Below are 24,493 nucleotides of genomic sequence, written 5' to 3'. Positions count from 1 at the left end.
TTCGGAAATCCCGGCAGGAACGGTTTTCTGGCGAATCGGCGCGGGCTTACTTGCGCCGCCCCGCATCGATGTCGATGAAGCGCAGGAACTCGCCGCGCGTGCGCGCGTCGGTGCGGAACGTGCCGAGCATCTGGCTGGAGATCATCGATACGCCGGTCTTGTTGACCCCGCGCGTGGTCATGCACTCGTGCGAAGCGTCGATGACGACGCCGACGCCGCGCGGCTTGAGCACGTCCTCGATGCAGTGCGCGATCTGCGAGGTCAGCTTCTCCTGCACCTGCAGGCGGCGCGCGAAAATCTCGACCACGCGCGCGAGCTTGGAGATGCCGACGACGCGGTTGGTCGGCAGGTAGCCGACGTGCGCGCGGCCGATGATCGGCGCCATGTGGTGCTCGCAGTGCGAGGAAAACTCGATGTCGCGCAGCACGACCATCTCGTCGTAGCCGGCGACTTCCTCGAACGTGCGGCGCAGTTCGTCGGCCGGATCGTCGGCGTAGCCGGAGAACCAATCCTTGTAGGCGTTGACCACGCGCTTGGGCGTGTCGATCAGACCCTCGCGCGCCGGATCGTCGCCGGCCCAGCGCAGCAGCACGCGCACGGCGTCCTCGGCCTGGGTCTGGGTGACGGGCGAGGATTTGGGCGATTTCTTCTTCATGGGACCAGCCGGCAACACGGAAACGGGCGCGCAGTGTAGCGCGATCCTCGATCATCTGCGTTTCAGATCCTGCGCGCGGCGGGCTGGGCCGGCGCCACGGCAAGATAGACGTCGACCCGATGCACGCCAGCGGTCGCGTCGAGGTCGATCGCTTCGCCGGCCTGCGCCACACCGTCGAGCAGCACGGTACCGGGCGGCCGCGAGGCATCGCGCTGCGCATGGATCGCGTACGTCGCCTCGCCATGATGGTAGGCGATGTCGACGCCGGGCCATGCCGCGGGCAGACGCGGCGCGATGCGCAGGCGCGAGCCTTCGCGCGTCAAGCCGAGGAAGGTTTCGATCAGCAGCCGGTACATCCAGCCGGCCGAGCCGGTGTACCAACTCCAGCCGCCGCGGCCGCGATGCGCTGGATTCGCATAGACGTCGGCGGCGACGACGTAGGGTTCGCCCTTGTATATTTCTACACCTTCTTCGTCGGCCGCATGGCGCAGCGGATTGATCAGGTCGAACAATTGCCAGGCGCGCTCGACGCGGCCCGCCTGCACGAACGCCATCACCGCCCACACCGCCGCGTGCGTGTACTGGCCGCCGTTCTCGCGTACGCCGGGCGGGTAGCCGGCGATATAACCGGGATCGGGCATCCTGACTTCCTCGCCACCGACAGAAACGTTTGCTGGCGAGGGCCTGTTCGCGGTCGCCCGATCGAACGGCGGATGCAGCAGGCATATCAGCCCCGCCTCATCGTCGACCAGTTGCGCATCGAGTGCGTCAAGCGCGCGCTGCGCGCGCACGGGGTCGCCCGCACCCGACAGCACCGCCCAGCTCTGCGCGATCGAGTCGATGCGGCACTGCGCGTTTTCCTTCGCGCCGAGCGGTGTGCCGTCATCGAACCAGGCGCGGCGGTACCAGTCGCCGTCCCAGGCGTGGCGCTCCAGGTTCCCGGCCAGCTCGCGCGCGTGGCGTTCGCAACGTGCGGCGAAGATGTCGTCGCCGCGCAGGCACGCCACCTCGCGGAATTGGGTGAGCACGTGGTACAGGAAAAAGCCGAGCCAGACGCTTTCGCCACGGCCCTGCGCGCCGACCGCGTTGAGGCCATCGTTCCAGTCGCCGCCGCCGATGCGCGGCAGGCCGTGCGCGCTGCCGGTGACGCCGCGCAACGCATGCTCGATCGCGCGCACGCAGTGCTGGTAGAGATCGGCGGACTCGTTCGAGCGCAGCGGCAGGTCGTAGTACGAATCCTCGCCGAGATTGAGCGGGCGGCCTTCGAGGTAGTGGCTGCGCTCGGCAAGCACGCCACGATCGCCGCTCGCGCGCAGGTAGCGCGCGAGCGCGAGCGGCAGCCACAGGTGATCGTCGGAACAGCTCGTGCGCACGCCGCGGCCACCGGGCGGATGCCACCAATGCTGCACGTCGCCTTCGCGGAACTGACGTTGCGCGGCAAGCACGATCTGCTCGCGCAGCAGCGCGGGAGCGGCGTGGACGAGTGCCATCGCGTCCTGCAACTGGTCGCGAAAGCCGAATGCACCGCCGGACTGGTGCAGGCTGCTGCGCGCCCACAGCCGGCAGGCGATCGTCTGGTACAGAAGCCAGCCGTTCGCGAGCAGGTTGATGCCCGCATCGGGCGTGGTGACGACGACATCGCCGGTAAGGCGCCGCCACAGCGCGGCGACTGCCTCGGTCGAGGCGCGCGCCGTACCGGAGCGGCGGAAGCGCGCGACCAGGCGCTCGGCTTCCTCGGCGCTGCGCGCGGCGCCGAGACGGAATATCACCTCGCGCGTCTCGCCGTCGGCGAGTTCGAGCGGTACCTGGATCGCCGCGCACGGATCGAATCCGGCGCCGATGCGGCCCGACAGGCGCGCGCGCCGCATCGCCGCGGGTGACTTCGAATTGCCGTTGCGGCCGAGGAATTCGCTGCGGTCGCCGCTGATCGTGCGCTGCGCCTGCTCGACGTCGAAAAAAGCGACATGGCCGGCGAACTCGGCGTTCCAGGTGTTGCGCGCGAACAGCGCGCCGCTCGCGTCGAGCCAGCTCGTCACGTGCTGCGCGGCCTTCGCCGGCAGGTCGCCAAGCACCCATTCCACGTAGCCGGTCACCGATATCCTGCGTGCGCGGCCCGAGTCGTTGCGCAGACGCAGGACGAAAAACTTGAGCGGCGCGTCGACGTCGACGTGCACGCGCAACTCGCTGGCGATACCGTCCTCGACATGCTCGAACTGGCTGTAGCCGAAACCGTGGCGCGCGAGATAGCGGCCGCGGCCGCGCGCGGGCAGCGGTGTCGGCGACCAGTACGCGCCGGTTTCCTCGTCGCGCAGATAGAACGCCTCGCCGCTGGCGTCGGCCACGGCATCGTTGTGCCAAGGCGTGAGCCGATATTCGTGCGCGTTGTCGAAGAAGGTATAACCGCAGCCCGATTCGCTGACGACGCTGCCGAAATGCGGGTTTGCGAGCACGTTCGCCCACGGCAGCGGGGTGGGCTCGCCTTCCTCGCAGACGACCACGTACTCGCGTCCGCCGCGCGCGAAGCCGCCGTGGCCGTTGTACGCGTCGAGTTTCGGAATCGGAACCGGCCGCGCATCGATGTCCGCGACCCGGCGCGTCGGCGCGAATTCCGGCACGGCCGGCTCAGCCGCGGAGGATCCGGCGTCCTTCAGCTGTTCGGCGAAGCTGCCCGCGCGGTCGGAGAGCACGACGCGCGCGACCGCGAGCAGCTGCACGCGGTCCTCGTGCGGGATCTGCGCACCACTGCGGACGAAGACGCCGCCGCGCTGGTCGATCATCGCGCCTTCGCCGGCCGCGGCGACCGCGGCATGGATCGCGTCGTTGACCTCCTGCCGATAGCCGCCGCGCTCCTCGTTGAGCACGACCAGATCGAAACCCAGTCCCTTCTCGCGACAGTAGCGTTGTGCGGCGACGACCTGCCTCACCAGCGCCAGTTTCTCCACCTCCTCGATCAGCACGAGCGCGATCGCCAGGTCACCGGAAATGCCGTGCGCCCATAGCCCCGGCTGGCTGAGCCGGTTGCTCGCGATCACCTCAGCCGGCGCACGCCGGGCCGGATCGGCGTAGAGGATCGCTGCGGCGAGCCGCGAATACAGTTGCGCCTCGCTTTCGCTGACGTTGATCTGGCCGAGCAACATGCGGTTGTGCGTCGTCGCGATCGCCAGCGCACGGTCGGCGAGCGCGCGCTCGCGATACTTGCCGGCCAGCGCGAGCATGGTTTCGCGATCTGCGCCGGCGCCGGCGATGAGATCGACGACGACGCTGCCTTCGGCCGGCACGCTCACGCGCTGACGGATCGCGGCGATCGGATCGAGCACGTCGCCTGCGCTGTTCGACAGTGCGCCCGCGCGGCCCAGTTCGACCGCCTCGGTCGCGCCATTGCCGCGACCGAGGAAACGCGCGCGGTCGGTCTCGAACGAGGTTTCGAGCACCGGCAGCGCGCGACCGGCTTCGCCGCGTACGCAGAATTGATGCAGGAGCCAGGGCTGCGCGTCGCCGGCCAGGCGCGGCCGGCGCGTGACGAGGATTGCGCCGTGCGCGCGCAGGATCTCGGTCTGCACGAATAAATTGTTGAACGCCGGATGCAACGCATCGGCCGCGCCGCTGTTGAGCACGATCTCGGCGTAGCTGGTCAGCTCGAACGTGCGCGGCACGCGTGCGCGGTTGGTCAGGCGCAGGCGGCGCAACTCGATGTCGTCCTCGGGCGAGACCACGATCTGCACGTGCGCCTCGGCCTGCTCCAGGACCAGGCGCTGCTCCACGCGCGCGTCGTCGAACACGATCTCGCGCGCGGCCGGCGCATCCGCGGCAACCGCCGTGGCCGTGCTCCAGACCCGGCCACCGGCCACGTCGCGGATGTGGATGAAGGTGCCCCAGGCGTCGCGCGTCGGATCCTCGCGCCAGCGCGTGAGGTCGAGTTCGCGCCAGCGGCTGTAGCCGGCGCCGCTGTGCGTCAGCATGACCCGATAGCTGCCGTTGCCGAGCAGTTGCAGCGCGGGCCGTTGCGGCGCATTGACCTGGGTGTAGCGGCGCTGCGGTGTCGGCGCGTCATCGGGCTCGGCACGCACGTCGAGCGCGGCCGGCGCGGCCGGCGCGAGCGCGACGTCGCGCAGCATGCGTTCCTGCAGCAGCAGCAACACGGCGGCGAGTTCGGCGTCGGCGGCGAAGCGGCGCTGCATCGCCGAGCCGTTGAGGCACTCGGCGAACGCAACGAGACTCATGCCCTGGTGGTGCGCCATGTATTCGCGCACGACACCGACCGTCTCGCCCGCGGGCAGGTGCGCCGCGGTGAAATCGATCGCTTCGTAATAGCCGTACTGCGACCACCAGCCGCGCGCGGCGATCGCGGCGAGATTGTTCGCGGCCTCGTTCGGCGCGACCAGCAGCGCGAGCGCGCTCGCGTACGGCGCGACGACGCGGTCCTGCGAGAGGCCGCGCTGCAGGCCCAGCCCGGGCGCGCCGAACGCACGGTAGTGGTAGTTCTGTCCTGCGTCGGTGAGGAAATAGCCCGACTCGGAAATGCCCCACGGCAAGCCTTGCGCGCGTCCCCAGGCGATCTGGTGCGCGACCGCGACACGCGCCGACTCGGCGATCAGGCTGCCGGGCCACGCCGGCATCACCAGCTGCGGCATCAGGTACTCGAACATCGAGCCGCTCCACGACAGCAGCACCCGGCCTTCGGCGACCTGCGTCTGCACGCGACCGAGCGCAAACCAGCCGTCCTGCGCGATCTGCCCCTGGGCGACGGCGAGATAAACCGCCAGCCGCACCTCCGAGGCGAGCAGGTCGTAGTAGCCGGCGTCACGCCGGCCTTCGCCGACGTTGTAGCCGATCGCGAACTGCTCGCGCGACGCATCGTAGAGGAAGGCAAAATCGACGCGCGCGAAATCGGCGCAGAACGCGGCCAGCGCTTCGATTTCCTGCATGCAGGCACGCGCGAGTTCCGCCGCCGCGGGCGGCACCGATTTGTCCGCGCCCAGGCCGGCAAGACTCGGCATCGGCGAGTCGACGGTCGCATCGGGATCGCGGGCTGTCGCCGCGCGGGTCGCAACGTCGCCGACGAAATCCTCGATATCGGCCATCGCCAGCGCCGCCTGGTGCAGCAGTTTCTCGCTCCATTCGCGCACGAGAGGTGTGGCGTCCGCGAGCGCCGGTTGCAGCGCGCGTGCGCGCTCGAACAGGTCGCGCAGCGCGGCACGACTGGCCGCGATCGGCAGCTGTGCGGGCAATCGCCGCGCGGCCGCGAGCGCGTCGGCGAACGGCAGCCAGACCGCATCCGTCTCGCGCCCGCTCAACGTGCGCAGCACGGCGAACGTGTCGGCCAGGCCGGCGAATGCCTGCGTACCGACGATCGGCGCGTGCAGCAGCTCGAACAAACCCTGGCGCAAGGTCAGCACATGGCCGACGAAGTTGCCGCTGTCGACCGTGGACACGTACATCGGTTGCAGCGGCGTCAGCGTCGCGGTGTCGTACCAGTTGTAGAGATGGCCGCGATGGCGTTCGAGTTTGCGCAGCGTGTCGATGGTGCGCCGCGTCGCCGCGAGCAGGCCGCGCAGCGACACGTAGCCGAGATCGTACGCGGCGAGATTCGCCAACAGGCCCATGCCGATGTTGGTCGACGAGGTGCGGTGCATGATCTTGACCGCCGGAAATTCCTGGTAGTGATCCGGCGGCAGCCAGTTGTCCTCGGCACTGACGAAGCGCTCGAACCAGGCCCAGGTGCGACGCGCGGCCTGGCGCACGAACTGCGTTTGCGGCGCATCCAGCGGTCGCACCCGACGTGGCGGGACCCGCGCGGACCAGGCGATGACGGCCGGCGCGAAAAACCAGGCGACAAGCCACGGCGCGGCCGGGGCGAGCGCGTCGGCGCGCAACAGGGCCAACGCGACGCCGACGACGCATGCGGTGACCGGCGCGGCTTTCAATTCCCGCCACGTCGACGCAGCGTCGTCGCCGCGCGCGCGCTCGGCGACGACGCTGGAGGCGACCCATTGCAGCAGATGCCGCTTCGACACGTGCACGCGCCAGCCGGTGCGCACGATCATGGTCGTGTTCCGCAGCGCATCGAACGGCAGGCAGGCGAGACGGAGGCCAACGCGCGCCGCGGCCGGCACGACACCGCGCAACACGCTGCCCAGATGGCGCACGACGCCGCCGGCCGGCGAGTTCAGCGCCGCGATCGATGCGTCGAGCGCGACTGGCAGCAGCGCGGCTACAAGCACGAACAGCGACCACCATGCCGGCTGCGGCAACGCGAACCAGGCGAGCAGGAGCAGCGCGAACCGTGCCGGCGCGAGCACGCTGCGGCGCAGGTTGTCGAAAATCTTCCAGCGCGACAGCCAAGTCAGCGGGTTGCGTTCGCGCCGTGCGCCCGCCATCGGTACCGAAGGGAACAGCCACGCCGCGATCTGCCAGTCGCCGCGGGTCCAGCGTGCGCGCCGCTGCGCGTCGACGCGCCAACTCTGCGGATATTCCTCGTACAGTTCGATGTCGGTGCTCAGGCCGGCGCGCGCATAGCAACCTTCGAGCAGGTCGTGGGAAAGGATGCGGTTGTGCGGAAAACGCGCGGCCTGATCGCCGAGCAGGTGCTCGAACGCAGCGACGTCGTAGATGCCCTTGCCGATGAACGAACCTTCGGAAAACAGATCCTGGTACAGGTCGGAGACGGCGAGCGTGTATGGGTCGACTCCGGCATCGCCGCCGAACAACGCCGCATAACGCGTGCTGCCCGAGGACGGCAGCAGGTTGCCGATGCGCGGCTGCAGGATCGTATAGCCTGTTTCGACGCGACATCCGTCCGGCGCAAGGCGCGGACGGTTGAGCGGATGCGCCATCGTCTCGATGAGCCGACGCGCCGCGTCGCTGGGCAGGCGTGTGTCGACGTCGAGCGTGATCACGTAGCGCACGCCGTGCAACGCGGCGCGATCGCCGACGATGCAGGTGAACGCGTTCGCATCGCCGTGGCGCAACAACGCATTGAGATCGCCGAGCTTGCCGCGCTTGCGTTCGCGGCCGATCCAGCGCTGTTCGCTCTCGTTCCAGGTGCGCGGCCGGTGCAGCAGGAAGAAACGCGCCTTGGCGTGACGCCGGTTCAATTCTTCGATCGCGCCGACCGCGGCGTCGAGCACCGCCGCGTCGCCGTGCAGTTGTTCCGCATCGGCGTCGGGAAAGTCGCCAAGCAGGGCGAAGCCGAGACCGCCGTCGCGATTGGCGAGGTAGCGCAACTCGAGCTGGTCGGCGAGCGTGTGCGCCTCGGCCACGCTGCCGATCAGGCAGGGCACGACAACGAGCGTGCGTGCCTCGGCCGGGATGCCCTTGCGGAAATCCATGCGCGGCAGCGGCCGCGGCCCGATCAGCGCAAGCGCGATGCGATCGACCAGCCAAACCACGGGCTGGCTGAGCACGATGACGATGCACAGGCCCGCGGACAGGCGCAACCAGATCGGCGCGTGCGTCGCCACCAACGCGTGCAGCAGCGGCAGCGCGACGGCGAGGCCGAGCGCGACGATCGCCGTCAGGTAGACCGCGAACGGCAGATCACCGCGCCAGCGTTCGCGCAGCGTCGCGCTGAAACCCGCACCGCAGCGGCGCAGCAGCTGCGCGCGGCCGCGCCCGACCAAGTGGTAGCCGACGTGCGCGGCCGCTTCCTGCTCCGGCAACGCGCTCGAGCGTGCGGCGTCGCGCGCGAGCGCGAGGGCGTCCTGCGCGACCTCGAGTTCGTCGCGTCCGCTGCATCGCGCGAAGTGCTCGACCGCGTGGCGATAGCTGTCGCGCGTGGCGAAGTCCATGTGCGTGTGGATGCCCGCGGGATCCTCGCGCAACACGCGTTCGACCGCACTCGTCGCCTCGACGAAGTCGTGCCAGTCGAGCGTGTCGAGCAGGCGCAGGCTCGCGATCGAATTGTCGATCGTGACATGGTCCAATGCACGCTCGTGATGCGAAGCCTGCACGAGCTGGGCAATCGACACGCCGGCCTCGGCGAGACGCTGCTCGATCCAGCTCAGCGGCAGGTTGAGCGCGGCGCCCGCTCCATGCAGGCACCGCGCCATCTCGGCGACGAACGCCTGGGTCAGCGGCGGCTCGCTGCGCGCCATGTCGGCGACGACGAGGATCAGCGCTTTCGGATCGCGCTGCGCGGCGTCGAGCATGCGCTGCGCCCACTGCGCGGCGAGGCGGCTGTGCGCGAGACCGCGGCGCACGCGCGCCGCGGCGCGCCCGAGGTTCTCGATCAGCGCGGCGCGCAGCATGATCGGGATCGCCCAGAGTTCGCCGAGACTCAGCGGCGCGCGCTCCTGATAGGCGCGCACGAAGCGCGCGAGCGCATCCTGGTCGACCCGGCCATCGCCGTGCGAGATCGCATCGAGGGCGAGATCGTAGACGCGCGGCATGCCCGCACTCGCGCCGCGCGTCAGCACGGGCAATTCGGCGCTGTAGCCGCGCGGCAGGTGCGTGCGCGTCTTGCGCAGTTGGTCGAAGATCACATAGAGGTTGTCGAGCAGGAACTCGCCGGCCGGCGTGATGCGGTGCTGTCCGGCGATCGCCGCGGCGAGCGCGCGGCTGGTGTCCTCGATCAGCGTCTCGTTGTGGCGCAGGCGTTCGAGCAGCAGCGTGTCGCCGCGGCGTCCACGTCGCCATTCGTGCTCGCCGGCGAGCTCCTGGCCACGCTCGGCCATCTGCGCCGCGGTCAGCAGTTCCACACGCAACGGCGCTTCGCTGAGCCGCGAACGCATGCCGCGCTTGCCCACCCCGCGCACGATGCCACGACGCAAACCCAGACGCGCCATCGCCGGCAGGATCAGGCGACCAAACTTTCTGCTGATCGGGTTCAAATGCGGCCCTCGCAGTCGCGACGGACGCGCACGGGCGCGAGCCGTCTCGCTCATCCCCTGCAATGAGTGTGGAAAGGTCGGGGTCACGGCGCGCAAGCAGATCGCAAGCGGCCATTGCGCACGGGCGGACCCGCGCAACCCGATTGGAGATTTGGTATAGCTGAGTGCAGGGAAAGAAAACGTAAAAGGGCATTGCGCCCCGATCAGCCATTTGCCGCATTGCATGCGCCGCGCAAGGCGGCGCATGCGTCGAACGCTACTCGACGCGGCAGAACGCCGCTTTGAGATAACGCGACTCGGGCACATGCGCCTGCCACGGATGATCGGGGCCGGCGCCGGACACCTTGATCACCTGCACCGTGCGGTTGGCGTAGAACGCGGCGCGGCGCAGCATGTCGAGGAACTGTTCTTCGCTGATCAGGCCCGTGCACGAGCAGGTGAGGAAGATGCCGCCCGGCTTGACCGCGCCGAGTGCGAGCTTGTTCATGTCGAGGTATTTCTTCAGCGCCGGGATCACCTGCTCGCGGTCGCGCGTCATCTTCGCCGGGTCGAGGACGACGACATCGAACTTCTTCTGCGGATTGCCGGCGACATCGCGCAGCCAGGCGAAGATGTCGGCCTGGATGAATTTGACCCTGGCCTTGTTCAAGCGCGCGTTCTGCTCGGCGATACCGAGAATCTCCTCGTCGAGATCGATGCCGACGACTTCCTCGGCCCCGCCGCGCGCCTTGGCGTAGATGCCGAAGCCGCCGGAGTTGCAGCACAGGTCGAGCACGCGCTTGCCGGCGCAGAACTCCGACAGGAACAGGCGGTTGTCGCGCTGGTCGGCGAAGAAACCGGTCTTGTGCTTGCTGCCCGGCGCGGCATGGAACTGCACGCCGTGTTCGTGGATCACGGTCGGCCGCGGAGTCGGCGGCACCGAGCAATCGAAGCTTTCCTGCTTCTGCACGTGTTCCTCGGCGAAGGCATAGATTTCCGCCTCGGGAAAATGCTGCAGCAGGACGCGCTTGATCAGGTCGCGCTGCTTGAACATGCCGGCGGAGAAATATTCGACGACAAGCGTGTCGGCGAAACGGTCGACGATGAGGCCCGACAGGCCATCGCCTTCGGAATGGATCACGCGGTAGGCGTCGGTCGCCGCGTCGAGCTTGAGCACCTCGCGGCGCAGGGTGATCGCATCCGAGATCTTGCGTGCGAAAAAGCTTTCGTCGACGGCCTCGTCCGGATCGGACGTGAGTACGCGCAGCGCGATGCGCGAATGGCCGTTGTAGAAGCCGCGGCCGGCAAACATGCCGTCGCGGTCGACGATGTCGACCACGCTGCCGGGCTTCGGTTTCGGCTCGGGCTTCTCCACCATCTTCTGGAAAATCCAAGGATGGTTGGAGCGGCGCTCGATCTTGAGATGGACGACGGGATTGGCGTTGTGCGGGGAATTCATCGCGACATGATAAAGCATGCGCGTTGGCCGAGCCCGGGTCAATCCAGCCCGCGGCGATAAAGCAGCTCCTCGACCTCGACCTCCCAGACGACGTCCTTGCGTACGATTCCGTCCGCCGACCATCCGTCGTGGTGGTAAAAGCGTGCGCCGCGATCGTTGCCGGCGAGCAGCCAGAGCACCGCTTCGCGGAAACCCTGATCGCGCAGACGGGCGCGTGCTGCGGCAGCCAATGCGCCGCCAACACCGCGGCCCCACCAATCCGGATCGACGTAGAGCGCGCAAAGCTCGGCACACTCCGGCATATCGGCATTGTTCGCTGGCATCGTCGTCGCGAATCCGCGGATCGCACCACCGTCTGCGGCAACCAGTGTTGCCGGTCGGCGTTGATCGGGATTCGCGAAATCGTAGCGCCGTGCCCGATCTTCGACGCGCAGACCCTCGAGATAATCCGGTGGCAGCAAACGGCGATAGCCGACCTGCCAGGCGCGCACGTGCACGCGCGCCACGTCCATCGCGTCGTCGGGTTCGGCTAGTCGTATCAGCATGCCGTCAGTCTGCCACGCGGGGCACGTCTTGTGCGCGCCGCCGACGTCCCCATGATGGAGACATGGACCTCGCCCCGATCACCGCCGAAGCCAGCGCCGCCACCGTGCGCAACGACCGCGAGCGCGTGCGCTACGCCGTGCTCGGTGCGCTCGCGCTCGTCGCCGGCATCTGGATCGTCTGGCTGGCCGCGTTCGCGCTCGGTTGGGACATGGATGCGCTCGGCATCCGCCCGCGCGACCCGCACGCCCTCGTCGGCATCTTGACCGCGCCGTTCGTGCACGCCTCGTTCGAGCACCTGATGTCGAATACGCTGCCGCTCGGCCTGCTGTCCGCGTTCCTGCTCTACGCCTACCCGCGCGCCGCGCGCTACGCGCTGCCGCTGATCTGGATCGTCTCCGGGCTCGGCGTGTGGCTGTTCGCGCGGCCGTCGCTGCACGTCGGTATCAGCGGCATCGTGCACGGCCTGATGTTCTTCCTGTTCCTGACCGGCCTGTTCCGCCGCGACCGCCTCGGCGTGGCTATCGCACTCGCGGTGTTCTTCCTCTACGGCGGCATGACCCTGACCGTGCTGCCGCGCGAAGAGAACGTGTCGTTCGAATACCATCTCGCCGGCGCGATTGCCGGCGTGATCGCGGCGATCGCCTTCTACCGGCTCGACCCGCTGGCGCCGCGCAAGCGCTACAGCTGGGAGATCGAAGACGACTCCGCGGACGAGGGCGGCGACGGACTCAACGATGGCCTGGAGCCGGATCGCCCGCGCAATGTGCCCGTGCTGTGGAACGGACCGCGCGCGAAGCCGGTCGGTGGCGACAACGTGATCGAGTTTGCGCAGCCGCGCAGTACGCGCAATCCGACCGTGCATTGAACCCGCGCCGACGCAGACTGCAACTCACGCCAGGCGGTCCGCCAGCCCCGACCAGCGCTGCGTGCTGCGCGCGGCAGCGGCGGCAAGAATCTCCGCACTCGTCCACAACTCCACTTTGCTGCGCGCGCGCGTAACCGCGGTATAGGCCAGCTCGCGCGTGAGCACACGCGCGTCGCGCGCGGGCAGGACGACGACGACCTCGTCGAACTCGGAGCCCTGCGCCTTGTGCACGGTCAACGCATACGCCGGCGCGCAGTCGCCGAGGATGGCCGGCGGCAGCGCGCGCAGGCTGCCGTCGGCGTCGCGGAACCAGACTTCGAGCGCTCCGTCGGCCGCGCGCGCAAGGGCAACGCCGACATCGCCGTTGAACAGGCCCAGACGGTAGTCGTTGCCGCCGACGATGACGAGGCGGCCGGGGTACCACGTCTCGGCAACGCTGCATCGGCGGCGCAGCTCGTGCTCGATCGCGGCGTTGATCGCGACGGCGCCGAACGCGCCTTCGCGCAATGCGCAGAGCACACGGAAACGGTCGGCGATGGCGAAGGCGGCGTCCGCATCCGCGGCCTGCGCGAGATCGGCGTAGCGCGACACGAGTTCGCGCACGATGCGCTGCGCGAGCCCGGTGGTGCCGAGCGGGTGCAAGGCGGCCTCGGCTTGCGCCTCGCCCAGGATGCCCAGCGCCGTATCGGCTTCGCCGTCACGCAGCGCGCGCGCGAGACGCCCGATCGCGCCGTGCGCGCCGAAGCGGTGGTTGCCACGCAGTTCGACGAACGCCTCAGCCAGCAGCGCCGGTTGTGACGCAATTTCCACTTTTTCCAAAAGTATATTCTGCAGCCAATGCGCGAGCGCGGACGAGTAGCCGCCGGCCGCCGTCGCAGCGTGGCTCAGCGCGCCGAACACGCGTCCGGCCTCGACCGCAGCGAGCTGGTCGCGGTCGCCGAGCAGGATCAGCCGCGTCGACGGCGCCAGCGCCTCGCACAGGCGCGCGGCGAGGGCGAGATCGAGCATCGAGGCTTCGTCGATGACGACAAGGTCGTACGGCAGCGGATTGTTCCGGTCGAAACGTGCGCGGCCGCCGGGCGCGCCGAGGCCGAGCAGGCGGTGCAACGTCGTCGCCGTGGCGGGAATCGCGGCGTCGGCGTGCTCGCCGCCGCGCACGCGCAGCGTTTGCGCCAGGCGCGCGGCGGCCTTGCCGGTCGGTGCGGCGAGGGCGATGCGCGGCACGACCGCCGCGGCGGTGCGCGCCTGCGCGACGATCAGCGCGAGCAGGCGCAGCACGGTCGTGGTCTTGCCGCTGCCGGGGCCGCCGCTGACGATGAGCAGGCGCGAACGCAGCGCGAGCAGCACGGCGATGCGCTGGTCGACATCGTCGCTGCGGCCTGCGGCGATTCCCTGCGCCAGCGCGTCGCGCAGCGTGGATGCATCGATGCGTGCGAGATCGGCGCCCAGGCTCGCATCGGTGAGGCGTTCGCGCAGCGCCTGCGCGACGGTCTGTTCGTAGACGAAATAGCGACGCAGGTAGATGCGCTCGTCCGTGTCGAACACGAGTGCGGCGGCGCGTGTGGCATCGGCGGCGGCGAGGCTGGATGCGCGCAGCGCGGCGCGAATGTCGGCCACCGTCGGCAAGGCCTCGGCCAGGTCCGCACCGGTCGCGGCGGCGAGATCGGCGGCAAACCCGTGCAGCGCGGCCAGGGGCAGGCAGCTGTGGCCGTGCGCGAGCGCCGCGCTCGCAAGCGCGCCGGCAAGGCCGATGGCATCGCCGTCGCGCGGCGACTTTTTCGCCAACAGGCGGCCGAGCGCGGCGTCGACGGCAGGCAGCACGCCGAGTGCTTCGAGGCGGTCGATCCGGTGCGTCATGCCGCCGCCTCGGCTGCGGGCGCGAGCAGCGCGTCGATCGCTTCGATCAGCGCGGCCGGCGGCGTATCCACATGCACGCCGTCGACGCCGCGCGCGTCGAGGCCGCGCACGAACAGGTAGAGCGCACCGCCGATGTCGCGCGCGTAGTCGTAGCCGGGGTCGCGCGATTTCAGCCAGCGATGCAGCGCGGTGAGGTAGATCAGGTATTGCAGATCGTATTCCTTGTCGCGCACGGCGGCGGCGAGCGCGGTCGCGGCATAGGGGCGCGAGTCGCCGGTGTCAGGAAGGATGTTCGTCTTGTAGTCGATCACCCACCAGCGGCCGGCGTGGAACAGGACGAGGTCGAGCACGCCGGTCATCAGGCCTTCGAGCCGGGCGAGCTCGAAACGGCCGCGCTCGCGCACGTAGCCGTGCTCGTGGAGCAGCGCCAACCAGCGCGCGGTGTCGGCGTGGCCGATGGAGAAGTGGAACGGCATCTCGGCGCGACAGGCTTCGGCTGCGAGATCGGCGAGGCGCGCGCCGAACGGCAGCGGCGCGTTGAGCGTGCGCGCGAGCAGGTCGGCGAGCAGCGCGTGCGCTTCGGCCGCGTCAGCGTCGAGTGCGTGGCGTTGCAGGATGCGGTCGATCCGCGCGTCCTCGCCGGGCGGCAGGTTGCGCGGATGGCGATCGCGCCAGGCGCGGAAGTCGGCGACTTCGATCAGTTCGTGGAAGGCGGTGCCGAAGCGCGCGCCGCCGAGGACCGCGCTTCGCGCCACCGACGCCGCGCCATCGACCGGCGCCGACGCACCTTCGTCGCTTCGGTCCGCGCGCACGTCATCGCGCGCACCGGCGGCGAGGCGCGAATAGCTGACGATGCGCCAGTCGTCGCGCAGGGCGCGCGGCATGCGCCGCACCGTGCCCGGTTTGGCGGCCTCGCGCGTATCGGCGAGCCGGGTCGCCGCGGCCGCGGGCAAGGTCTCGATCGCGATGGCGCCCGCGGCGCTCGCGCGCAGCGCGGCGAGACGCGACGCAAGCTGCGCGTCCGTCGCCGCGGCATCCTTCGTGCCGCCGGCCGGCGCGACGCCGAGCAGGTGCAGCAGCGCCGGTTCTTCACCGCGGCTGCCGATGGCATCGACGCAGGCGAACGTCGCGCAACAGGCGCGGGTCAGCGCGACGTAGAGTTTGCGCAATTCCTCGGCGAGGTCGTCGTGCGCGGTGGCGACACACGCGGCGAGGGCCGCGGGCGTTGCGGCAGCTTCGGCGTTTGCCGCGAAATACAGGGCAGGATTGCCCTCGCCATCGTGGAACCGGTACGGCGGCTTGGGCGCGCCGCCCCGCATGCCGGTGAACGGCAGGAACACGACCGGGAATTGCAGGCCTTTGCTCTTGTGGTAGGTGAAGATCTGCACCCGGCCCGCGTCGGATTCGAGGCGCAGTTGTTCGTCCTCATTGTTGTCGTCAGCCTGCGCGATGCGCGCTGCCAGCCAATCGACGAGGCCACGCAGGCCGACGCAGTCGATCGACGCGGTTTGCGCCAGTTCGGCAAGCTGCAACCAGTTGGTCATGCGCCGCTCGCCGTCCGCCAGACCGAGCAGCGCCGCCGCGTGCACCTCGAACACGCGTGCCAGCATCGCGGCGACTCCACGCGCGCGCCAGATGTCGCGCAGTTCGGCCAGCCAAGCGAGTTGGTCGCTCCACGTGTGCGGCGCGGCCACGAAACCGGCGAAGTCCGTCATCGTCGCGCCGAACAGCCGCGTCGTCAGCACGCCGCGCAGACGCGCCTCGTCGAAGTCGGCAAGCGCATCGAGCAGGCGATGCAGTTCGCCCGCCTCCTCACTCGCGAACACGCTGCTGCGGGTGATGCTCGCGCTGGCGATGCCGCGCGTGCGCAGCGCGTCCTGCACCGCCCGCGCCTCCTCGTGCATGGCGACGAGCACGGCGATGTGCGCCGGGCGCAGAGGCGCGTGCGCGCCGTCCGGTTTCTCGCGCAATCGCGCGCGGCCGGGAGTGAGCAGGGCGAAGATGCCCGCCGCGCAGGCCGCGGCGAGCTGGGCGCGCGCTGCGTCCTTGCTCGAGCGCTTGATCGCCGCGTCCGTGTCGCACCACAGCGTCAGCGGCGTGGCCGCGACACCGTCGATCAGAAGGTCATCGTCGGCCGCCTTGCCGCCGGGCTGCAGCGCTTCGTAGACGATGTCATCTTCTTCGAACGCGCGCTTGCCGGCGCCCCGATACAGCGCGTTGAGCGCACGCAGGTAGGTCGGCGTGGAGCGGAAGTTGCGCGTCAGGGTCTGCCTCTCGGCAACGCGTCGCTGCGCGCGCAGATAGGTGTGCACGTCACCGCCGCGGAAACCGTAGATCGCCTGCTTCGGATCGCCGATGAGGATGAGATCGCCACGCGGGACGTAGATCGACTCGAAGATGGCGAACTGGCGTGCGTCGGTGTCCTGGAACTCGTCGATCAGCGCAACCGGACAGCGCGCATGCAAACGTGCGGCGAGTTCCGCGCCGTTCTCGCCCGCGAGCGCGCCGTGCAGCTCGCGGATCTCGTCGTCGTGCGAATGCCGTGCGGTCGCGCGCTTGGCCGCGACGACGCGTTCGCGCACCGCGTCCAGCGCCTGGTGCAGCAGGGCGACGGCGCGATCGCCGCCATCGATGGCCGGCAACAGGCGGCGCGTGCCGGGCAGCAACGAGTCCAGGACTTTCGCCAAAGCCTGCGGAGTCTTGAACGCTTCCCGCAACACGTCGAAATCCGCGGCCGCGGCGGCGGTCGCCTTGCCGCGCCACCAGTCGGCCGTGGCGGTCTCGACCAGGTCGCGGTCCTGCGCAACGAGCGTACCCGCGAGCGCGCGGCCGGCGAGCAAACCGTACTCGGCCAGCGCGCGCCGGCAGAAACCGTTGATCGTCGTGATCGACGCATGATCGACGTCGAGCGCGGCCAGACGCAGGCGTCGCGCGAGCTGCGCGCGCGTTTCGCCGGCATCCAGCGCGCGTGCAAGCAGCGTTTTCGCCTGGGCTGCCTCGGCGGAGTCGGATATCGCCGCCGTCAGGGCGACCTCGGCGGAGGCCAGCGCCGCGCAATCGACGAGGCGCTCGCGCAGGCGTCGCTTCAGCTCCTGCGTGGCCGCCTCGGTGAAGGTGACCGCGAGGATCTCGCCGACCGCGCGACGGCGCTCGACGACGAAACGCAGATACAGGCCGGCAAGCGTCCAGGTCTTGCCGGTGCCGGCGCTCGCTTCGATCAACTGCAGGCCGTCGATCGGCATGTCCAGGGTGAGGTCGCGCGTGTTCATGGGCGCGCCGCCTTCGCCCGCGCACGCGGGGTTTTCGCGGCCAAGGCTTCGCCGCTGCCGGGATCGACCGCCCGCAACGTGTCCAGCGCCGGCAGAAACACACGCAGCGCGCAGTCGGCGAAAGCGCGGCTCGCAGGCGACGCGGCGTCGAACAGATCGGTGCCGCGTGCGGCGAGTGCGAATGCCGGCTCCGCGTCGTCGCCGCGGGACATGCCGTTGGGGTGTTTGTTGCTCCGGTACCTGCAACGCGCGGATTGCAGCGCGCCGGCATGGTTTGCGCGGGCGTCTTCCGCGGCGGACCCGTTACGCTCGCCGGCCGCGAAAGCCATCGCGTAGGCGCAGGACGCCTTCGGAAAATACGCCAGCGGCGCTGTCATGCCGCACAGGTGCAACCTCGCCAGGTCAGCCAGCCAGAGGCGCGCCTGCGCGAACGATGTTGCGCGCGCATCGCGGCGCCTGATCGACGATTTCTTCTCGTCCCATTCGAGCAGGACCAGGTGCGCGTCGGCGCGCTGCGTCGCGAGCAGAAGATAGTCGAGCCAGGCCTGCAGCAGGCGATTTCCTTCGGCCGGCTTGTGCAACGCATGCACGAGCAGGCCGTCACGATGTTCCGGCAGCGTGCCGCCCAGCACGAGATCACCGAGATCCAGTTCGAACGTCTCGCCGCGCACGGCGGCGCGCGTGCCGATCACCCCGGCGCTTGCCGTGGACAGCGCCGCGAGCGGCGCGCGCAACGCCGCGAATGCCTGCGTGCCGGCCGTGCCCACGGGCAACTTGCCTTGCGCGCGCAGCAGCTCGCAGGCGGCGGCCGGGTCGATGTCGCCGCGCATGTCGAGCAACTCGTCGAGTACGACGTAGCGACCGAGGTTGGAAAGGACGAGGTCGTCCTCGTCGCCATCCGCTTCCGGTGCGCGGGCCAGCGCGATGCCGAGCGCGCGGCTGAAATACGCCGCGGCGGGATTGCGCCAGAAGCGCTGCCAATCGCGCCGGTCGAGGCGCGTCGGCGCATCGCCGGCGACGGCGGTAGCCGGCACTTCGCCTACGACGAAGCGTTGCGCGTGCGCGGCGGGCGAGGCGCGCGTCGCGGCGAGCCAGGCCGCGTCGTAGGTGAACAGCGCGGCGTCGCCGGCGGCATCGAACAGGCGCGGCGAGAACGGCTGCAGCGGATGCTCGACGAGACAGGTCTGCGTGGCGATGCCGTATTGCGCGAGGATGTGAAGCAGTTCGGCGACGACGGCGGACGGCTCCATGAGCGAGCCGTCGCGCGCATCCTCGCCGACCCAGCTCAATTGCAGGCCGTCGCGCGCGGCCATGAGTTGCTGCAGGAACAGATAGCGGTCTTCATCGCGCACCGAGGGTTCGCCACGCGGCGCGCGTTCGCGTTCGAACGGCGCGGCGCGGTCGCGGCGCGGAAACGCGCTCTCGTTCATGCCAATCAGGCAGATCACGCGGAACGGCACCGCACGCAGCGGCACCATGCCGCAGATCGTGATGCCGCCGGCGAAGAAGCGATAGCCGCGCTCGGCATCGCCAAGACGCGTTTCCAGCTCGTCGCGCACGCAACGCCAGTCGAGGACGTCGTCCATCCGCGCCTGCGCGGCTTCCTCGGCGAAGTCGGCGAGCGCCGCGCGCACGCGGTCCAGCGCCTGCGCATCGGCGCGCTCGTCGCCCGCATCGAAGAATTGCGACAAGGCATCGTTGTATATTTTTTGCCACTGCCGCGGCGTGTGTTCACGCCGTTGCGCGCGCAGCAGGCCGGAGAGCAGATCGACGATGCGCAGGACCGCGCCGAGCAGGCGCGCACCGGTGCCTTCGACCGCGGCGTCGGGCGCGATACCCGCGATCAGCGCGCTACCGGCTTCGTCGAGGTCGCCGCTGGCATAGCCAAGCAGCAGGCGTTCCAGGCCGAAGCGCCAGCTGAACTCCGCATAGTCGCCGGCACCGAGCTCCACACGCTGCGCGGCATCGAGGCCCCAGCGCACACCAGCCTCCTGCAGCCAGGTGGACAGGCGCAGCGTGTCGTCGGCGTCGAAGCCGAAACGGCGCTGCAGTGCGGGCAGCGCGAGCCATTCGCAAATCTGCGCCAGCTCGAGCCGCGAGGCCGGCAGCGCGAACAGGCGCCGGGCGACGCCGAGCAGCGGATGCGTGCGGCTCAGCGGGCAGTCCGAGAGCGTGTAGGGCAGATGCCGCTTGTCGTCGCGCGCGATGCCGCCGAACACCGAGTCGATGTGCGCTGCGTAGGCGGCGATGTCGGGCGACATCACGGCGACATCGCGCGGGGTCAAGGTCGGATCGTTCGCGAACAGGTCGAGCAGGCGGTCGTGCAGCGCCTGCACCTCGCGCAGCGGCGAGCGACAACGGTGGAACTGGATCGAGCCGTCGTGCTTCGCCGGTTCGCCTGATGGCGCGCTGCGGTCCAGCACGTCGCGCTGCACGCGCGCAAGCAGCGAGTTGCCGCACGGCACCCGCGATACGTCGCTTTCCTCTTCCGGCTGCACGTACTCGTAGGAGTAGATCCGATCGATCAGATCGCGGCCGGCGCGGCCCCACGCGGCGAGCGCGGGATTCTCGTCGTCGACGAACGCGTCGCTGTCGAACTCCTGTCCCGCGCGCAGCTGCTCGCGCGGGCTGCGCACGTCGCCCCAGTAGGCGCGGCACGGCGTGGGCAGATAGAAATCGACGCGACAGTGCTGCGCGAGGCGACCGTAGAAACCGAGCAGGTCGGGCGAGATGTTGGTACAGGCAAACGCGGACAGGCGCGCCGGCACGCCCGGCGGCGCGGCCGAAGCGGGCGCGTGGCGCGCGACCCAGTCGGCAAGCGCGCGCGCGCGATGCGGCTGCGTGGATGTGCCGACGAGGCGGCGCCAGAGCTCGGCGCGCCAATCGCCCGGCTCGGCGCCGCGCTCCCAGCGCGCGAGGCGTTCGCTGCGGTAGGCGAGGTCGCGCTCGCAGGCATGCGCGAGCGTATCGGCAAAGCGCAGGCGCAGGCTCGCATCGCCGTCGCCCAGCGCGGTCGCGAGTTCGCCGCAACCGGGTTCGCGCGCGAGCGCCGGCAGCAGGGAGAAGATGCGCCAGCGCAGCAGTTCGCGTTCGTAGCCGGACTTCTGCGCAAGCGCCGGATCGGCGGCGCGCAGCAATCGCCACGCGTACTCGGCCGGCGCGTAGAAGTCGACGTTTGCGACGATGCCAAGCCGCTGCGCAAGCCGGATCTCGAGCCAGCGACGCAGACCGAACTGCGGCACGAGCACGATTTCCGGCGCGAGCGGATTCTGCCCCGAGGCAGGCGTGCGCAGCCGCGAGGCGAGCTGCTCGAGCAGCGTGTCGGTGTCGTTGCCGTAGACGAGATGAAACCCCATGCCGCGAGGATACGGTTTGGCGTCGCACGGCGCGAGACTTGCGCGGCAGCGATCGTGTCGTCCTTCGTCGCCGCGAGAGAAGTAGTAGCATTGGAAACCAATTCACCTGGAACGTCGCCATGAACGCCCAGCCTCGCCGCGTCGAGCATCAGCAAACCGACAAGGGCAACGTGCCCGTCTACACGACTGCCGTGGTCGAGCAGCCCTGGGCGAGCTACAGCCGCGATGATCACACCACCTGGGCGACGTTGTTCAAGCGCCAGCGCGAAGTGCTGATCGGTCGCGCCTGCCGCGAATTCCTCGACAACCAGCAGCGCTTCGGCATGACGCCTGATGCGATCCCGAAATTCGACGAACTCAACCGCGTGCTCAAGGACGCGACCGGTTGGGAATTGATCGGTGTCGAAGGCTTGTTGCCCGAGCTGACGTTTTTCGATCACCTCGCCCACCGGCGCTTCCCGGTGACCTGGTGGATACGTCGCCCCGAGCAGATCGACTACATCAGCGAACCCGACCTGTTCCACGACCTGTTCGGCCACGTGCCGCTGCTGCTCGAGCCGTTGTTCGCCGACTACATGCAGGCCTACGGCGCGGGCGGAGTGAAAGCGCACCGCGCCGGTGCCGAGGCGCTGGTCAACCTGACCCGGCTGTACTGGTACACGGTCGAGTTCGGCCTGATCAAGCAGGACGACGGCCTGCGCATCTACGGCTCCGGCATCGTGTCGTCCAAAGGCGAGTCGATCCATTGCCTCGAATCGGCGGCACCGAACCGCATCGGTTTCGATCTGCATCGCATCATGCGCACGCGCTATCGCATCGACACGTACCAGAAAACCTATTTCGTCATCGACAGCTTCGAGCAGCTGATGCGCGCGACCGAGCCGGACTTCACGCCATACTACGCCGAGCTTGCCGCGGCCGGTTCGATCCCGGCCGGAAATATCCTGCAAGATGACAAGGTGTACCAGCGCGGCACGGGCGAGGGTTGGCTCAGGGACGGCGACGTGTGATGGCGAACACTGGCACACCCCCCGCCACCGCCGACCTTGCCGATGCGCAACCCGAGGCGCAAGTCTGCGCGCCGCTGTTCCGCAACTACGGCGGCAGGCGCGCCTTTCACGGCCCGGTCGCGACGGTGAAGGTGTTCGAGGACAACGCGCTCGTGCGCGCAACGCTGGAAACGCCGGGCAACGGCCGCGTGCTCGTCGTCGACGGCGGCGGCTCGCTGCGCTGCGCGCTGGTCGGCGGCATGCTCGGCGAACTCGCCGTCAACAATGGTTGGGCCGGCATCGTGGTCAACGGCTGCGTGCGCGACACGCCCGAACTGGAAACGCACGCCGTCGGCGTCAAGGCGCTCGCCGCGCATCCGCGCAGGAGCGAGAAGGGCCTGCACTCGGGCCAGGCCGGGGGCGTCGTGGAGTTTGCCGGCGTGCGCTTTCGTCCCGGCGCATGGCTCTACGCCGATGCGGACGGCATCGTCGTTGCCGACGACGCGATCCACGGCTGAGACGAGCACCCGGGTGCTGCCGCGCGGCCGGGTTACCTGGTCTTCTGCGCGGCGATATACGCATCGATGTGCTGTTCGAGCACCGGCAGCGGCACCGAGCCGGTTTCGAGCACGGCGTCGTGGAAGGCGCCGATGTCGAACTTCGCGCCCAGCGCCTTCTCCGCACGCGCGCGCAGCTCGACGATCTTGAGTTCACCCAACTTGTAGCTCAGCGCCTGGCCGGGCCAGGAGATGTAGCGGTCGACTTCGGTTTCGACCTCGTGCTGCGACAGCGCGGCGTGGCCGGCGAGATAGTCGATGGCCTGTTGTCGCGTCCAGCCCTTGTGGTGGATGCCGGTGTCGATGACCAGGCGCGCGGCGCGCCACATCTCGTAGGTTTCGCGGCCGAAGTCGTCATACGGAGTCTGATAGATGCCCATTTCCTTGCCGAGCTTTTCGCAATACAGCGCCCAGCCTTCGCCGTAGGCCGAGATGTAGCTGTGCGAGCGGAACTCGGGCTGCGCCTTCGCCTCCTCGGCGAGCTCGCCCTGCAGCGCATGCCCCGGCGCGGATTCGTGCAGGGTCAACGCGGTCAGGTTGTACAGCGGGCGCGAGGGCAGGTCGTAGGTGTTGACCCAATAGGTGTGCGCACTGCCGCGGCCGGCGGTCCAGAACGGCGCGATCGCCGCCGGCACCGGTTCGATGCCGAAACGGCCGCGCGGCAGCGTCTTGAAGTATTGGCCGAGCTTGGCGTCGACGCGCTTGGCGATCCACGATGCGCGCATCAGCAGTTCGTCCGCGGTTTTCGGATAGAACTGCGCATCGCCGCGCAGAAACGCGAGAAAGGCCGGGAAGTCGCCCTTGAACCCGGTCGCACGCATCGTCGCCTGCATCTCCGCATCGATGCGCGCAACTTCCTTGAGGCCGATCTCGTGGATCGCGTCGGGATCGAGGTCGAGCGTGGTGTATTCGCGGATCTGCTGGCGATAGAACGCCTTGCCGTCGGGCAGCGCCTCCGCCGCGAGCGTCGTGCGCGCACGCGGCACGTATTCTTCGCGGAAGAACTTGAGCAGCTTCGCGTAGGCGGGAATGACCTTCGCGCGGATCGCTTGCGCCGCAGCGGCGCGCAGCGCGGCCTGCTCGTCGGCGGGAATGGTAGCCGGCAGCGCCCTGAACGGCTTGTAGAAGTCGCTGTCCTCGGGCTTCTCCACTTTTACAAATGTGGAAATGGATACATCGCGGCCGTCGAGCACCGCGCGCGGCACCGAGAAACCGCGCTTGAGGCCGGCACGCATGTTGTCGATCTGCTCGTGAAAATAGCGCGGCACGTCGTTGAGGCGCGCGATGTACGCTTTTGCCGCCGCCGCGTCCTTCAACGGCTTGTCCGCCATGAAACGCAAATCGGACCAGAACTGCGAATCGCTGTTGAGCGGCATCTCGTAGTCGCGGAAACGCAGGCCGGCGGCCAGGTTCTCGATCTGCGGCTTGTACACCGCATAGTTGACCTGGTTGTCGGGCGAAAGCTCGTCGGGCTTGATCGCCGCGAGTTTCTTCAGCACGTCGTCCCAGTACGCGAGGCGCGCCGCCTGAGCCTTGGCATCGACCGCGGGCAGGCGGTCGTCCTTGTCGGCCGCCACGCGATCTTCGTTGTCGAGTCCGGGGAACTGCTGCTGGCGCCACGCCCATTCGGTCTTGTACAAGGTCTCGAAGCGCTGGTCGGCGCCGGCTTGATCCGGAATTCCGGCATGGGCTTGCGTCACCAGCACGGCGACCAGCGACAACGCGATCGACAAACGTTTCATTCGAGCATTCCCGGGTTGTGTCATTTGTTCGGCTTCCGTTTGCGCGGCGGTTTCGGCAGCGGCAATCGCAACTGCGCCGCGGTGATCGCGATCAGGCGCGCCAGCCAGTCGCGTTCGTCCCACTGCTCCTCGGCGACAAGATACCAAGGTTTGGCCTGCGGATAGGGTTGGGCGAGCTCCACCTCGCCGATAAAGGCGCGGCCGGCTTCGGTCGGCTTGACCAACAGGCGGTCGTCGCAGACCAGCGCGACGAGGCGGCCGTCGCAGTACAGGCCCCATTCGCCGAACATGCGCCGCGCCGACACCGCGCCGGCAGCGGCGATCTGCTCGAGAATGTAATCGACGTTGCGTTGCGAAGAAGCCATGGTCATTGCACGCGGCAATCCTGCCG

Annotated in this window: 12 protein-coding genes; 3 read left to right on the top strand and 9 right to left on the bottom strand. The window is 69.2% G+C overall.

Annotated features, from left to right (window positions below; genetic code table 11):
• Nucleotides 1-46: 46 nt before the first annotated feature.
• The 4 genes from folE to AC16HO_RS10905 form a co-directional block, all read right to left on the bottom strand.
• Nucleotides 47-655, bottom strand: coding sequence for a GTP cyclohydrolase I FolE (folE, locus tag AC16HO_RS10920; RefSeq protein WP_395643320.1), 609 nt, complete (start codon nucleotides 653-655; stop codon nucleotides 47-49).
• A gap of 62 nt (nucleotides 656-717) precedes the next feature.
• Nucleotides 718-9,483 carry a GH36-type glycosyl hydrolase domain-containing protein gene (locus AC16HO_RS10915; RefSeq protein WP_395643321.1) on the bottom strand — a complete coding sequence of 2,922 codons (8,766 nt, stop codon included), beginning with the start codon at nucleotides 9,481-9,483 and terminating at the stop codon, nucleotides 718-720.
• 256 nt (nucleotides 9,484-9,739) lie between these two features.
• Nucleotides 9,740-10,921, bottom strand: coding sequence for a class I SAM-dependent rRNA methyltransferase (locus AC16HO_RS10910; RefSeq protein ID WP_395643429.1), 1,182 nt, complete (start codon nucleotides 10,919-10,921; stop codon nucleotides 9,740-9,742).
• Nucleotides 10,922-10,959: 38 nt separating this feature from the next.
• Nucleotides 10,960-11,466, bottom strand: coding sequence for a GNAT family N-acetyltransferase (locus AC16HO_RS10905; RefSeq protein ID WP_395643322.1), 507 nt, complete (start codon nucleotides 11,464-11,466; stop codon nucleotides 10,960-10,962).
• 62 nt (nucleotides 11,467-11,528) lie between these two features.
• On the opposite strand from AC16HO_RS10905, the gene AC16HO_RS10900 reads away from it, so the two are divergent.
• On the top strand, nucleotides 11,529-12,332 hold the full coding sequence (locus tag AC16HO_RS10900) for a rhomboid family intramembrane serine protease (RefSeq protein WP_395643323.1): 804 nt from the start codon (nucleotides 11,529-11,531) through the stop codon (nucleotides 12,330-12,332).
• Between the two features lie 24 nt (nucleotides 12,333-12,356).
• Here the strand turns inward: AC16HO_RS10900 and recD are convergent, their stop codons facing one another.
• The 3 genes from recD to recC are packed head-to-tail and all read right to left on the bottom strand — an operon-like array spanning nucleotide 12,357 to nucleotide 20,814.
• The gene (gene recD, locus AC16HO_RS10895; RefSeq protein WP_395643324.1) at nucleotides 12,357-14,189 is read right to left on the bottom strand and encodes an exodeoxyribonuclease V subunit alpha; all 1,833 of its coding nucleotides are present in this window, start codon (nucleotides 14,187-14,189) and stop codon (nucleotides 12,357-12,359) included.
• Nucleotides 14,186-17,458 (bottom strand): UvrD-helicase domain-containing protein, encoded by a 3,273-nt coding sequence (locus tag AC16HO_RS10890; RefSeq protein ID WP_395643325.1) that lies wholly within the window; start codon nucleotides 17,456-17,458, stop codon nucleotides 14,186-14,188. The genes recD and AC16HO_RS10890 overlap by 4 nt, the downstream gene beginning before the upstream one ends.
• Nucleotides 17,455-20,814, bottom strand: coding sequence for an exodeoxyribonuclease V subunit gamma (recC, locus tag AC16HO_RS10885; protein WP_395643326.1), 3,360 nt, complete (start codon nucleotides 20,812-20,814; stop codon nucleotides 17,455-17,457). Before recC ends, AC16HO_RS10890 begins: the two co-directional genes overlap by 4 nt.
• A 119-nt stretch (nucleotides 20,815-20,933) precedes the next feature.
• On the opposite strand from recC, the gene phhA reads away from it, so the two are divergent.
• Both phhA and rraA read left to right on the top strand, forming a co-directional pair.
• Complete coding sequence (gene phhA / locus AC16HO_RS10880; protein WP_395643327.1) at nucleotides 20,934-21,824, top strand: phenylalanine 4-monooxygenase; 891 nt, start codon at nucleotides 20,934-20,936, stop codon at nucleotides 21,822-21,824.
• Complete coding sequence (gene rraA / locus AC16HO_RS10875; RefSeq protein ID WP_395643328.1) at nucleotides 21,824-22,321, top strand: ribonuclease E activity regulator RraA; 498 nt, start codon at nucleotides 21,824-21,826, stop codon at nucleotides 22,319-22,321. The genes phhA and rraA overlap by 1 nt, the downstream gene beginning before the upstream one ends.
• A gap of 32 nt (nucleotides 22,322-22,353) precedes the next feature.
• Here the strand turns inward: rraA and AC16HO_RS10870 are convergent, their stop codons facing one another.
• Both AC16HO_RS10870 and AC16HO_RS10865 read right to left on the bottom strand, forming a co-directional pair.
• On the bottom strand, nucleotides 22,354-24,126 hold the full coding sequence (locus tag AC16HO_RS10870; protein ID WP_395643329.1) for a DUF885 domain-containing protein: 1,773 nt from the start codon (nucleotides 24,124-24,126) through the stop codon (nucleotides 22,354-22,356).
• Nucleotides 24,123-24,467 (bottom strand): TfoX/Sxy family protein, encoded by a 345-nt coding sequence (locus tag AC16HO_RS10865; protein WP_484335431.1) that lies wholly within the window; start codon nucleotides 24,465-24,467, stop codon nucleotides 24,123-24,125. Before AC16HO_RS10865 ends, AC16HO_RS10870 begins: the two co-directional genes overlap by 4 nt.
• Between the last annotated feature and the right edge of the window lie 26 nt (nucleotides 24,468-24,493).

The sequence above is a fragment of the Rudaea sp. genome (assembly GCF_057139185.1).
This window is presented reverse-complemented; position numbering and strand designations above follow the sequence as displayed.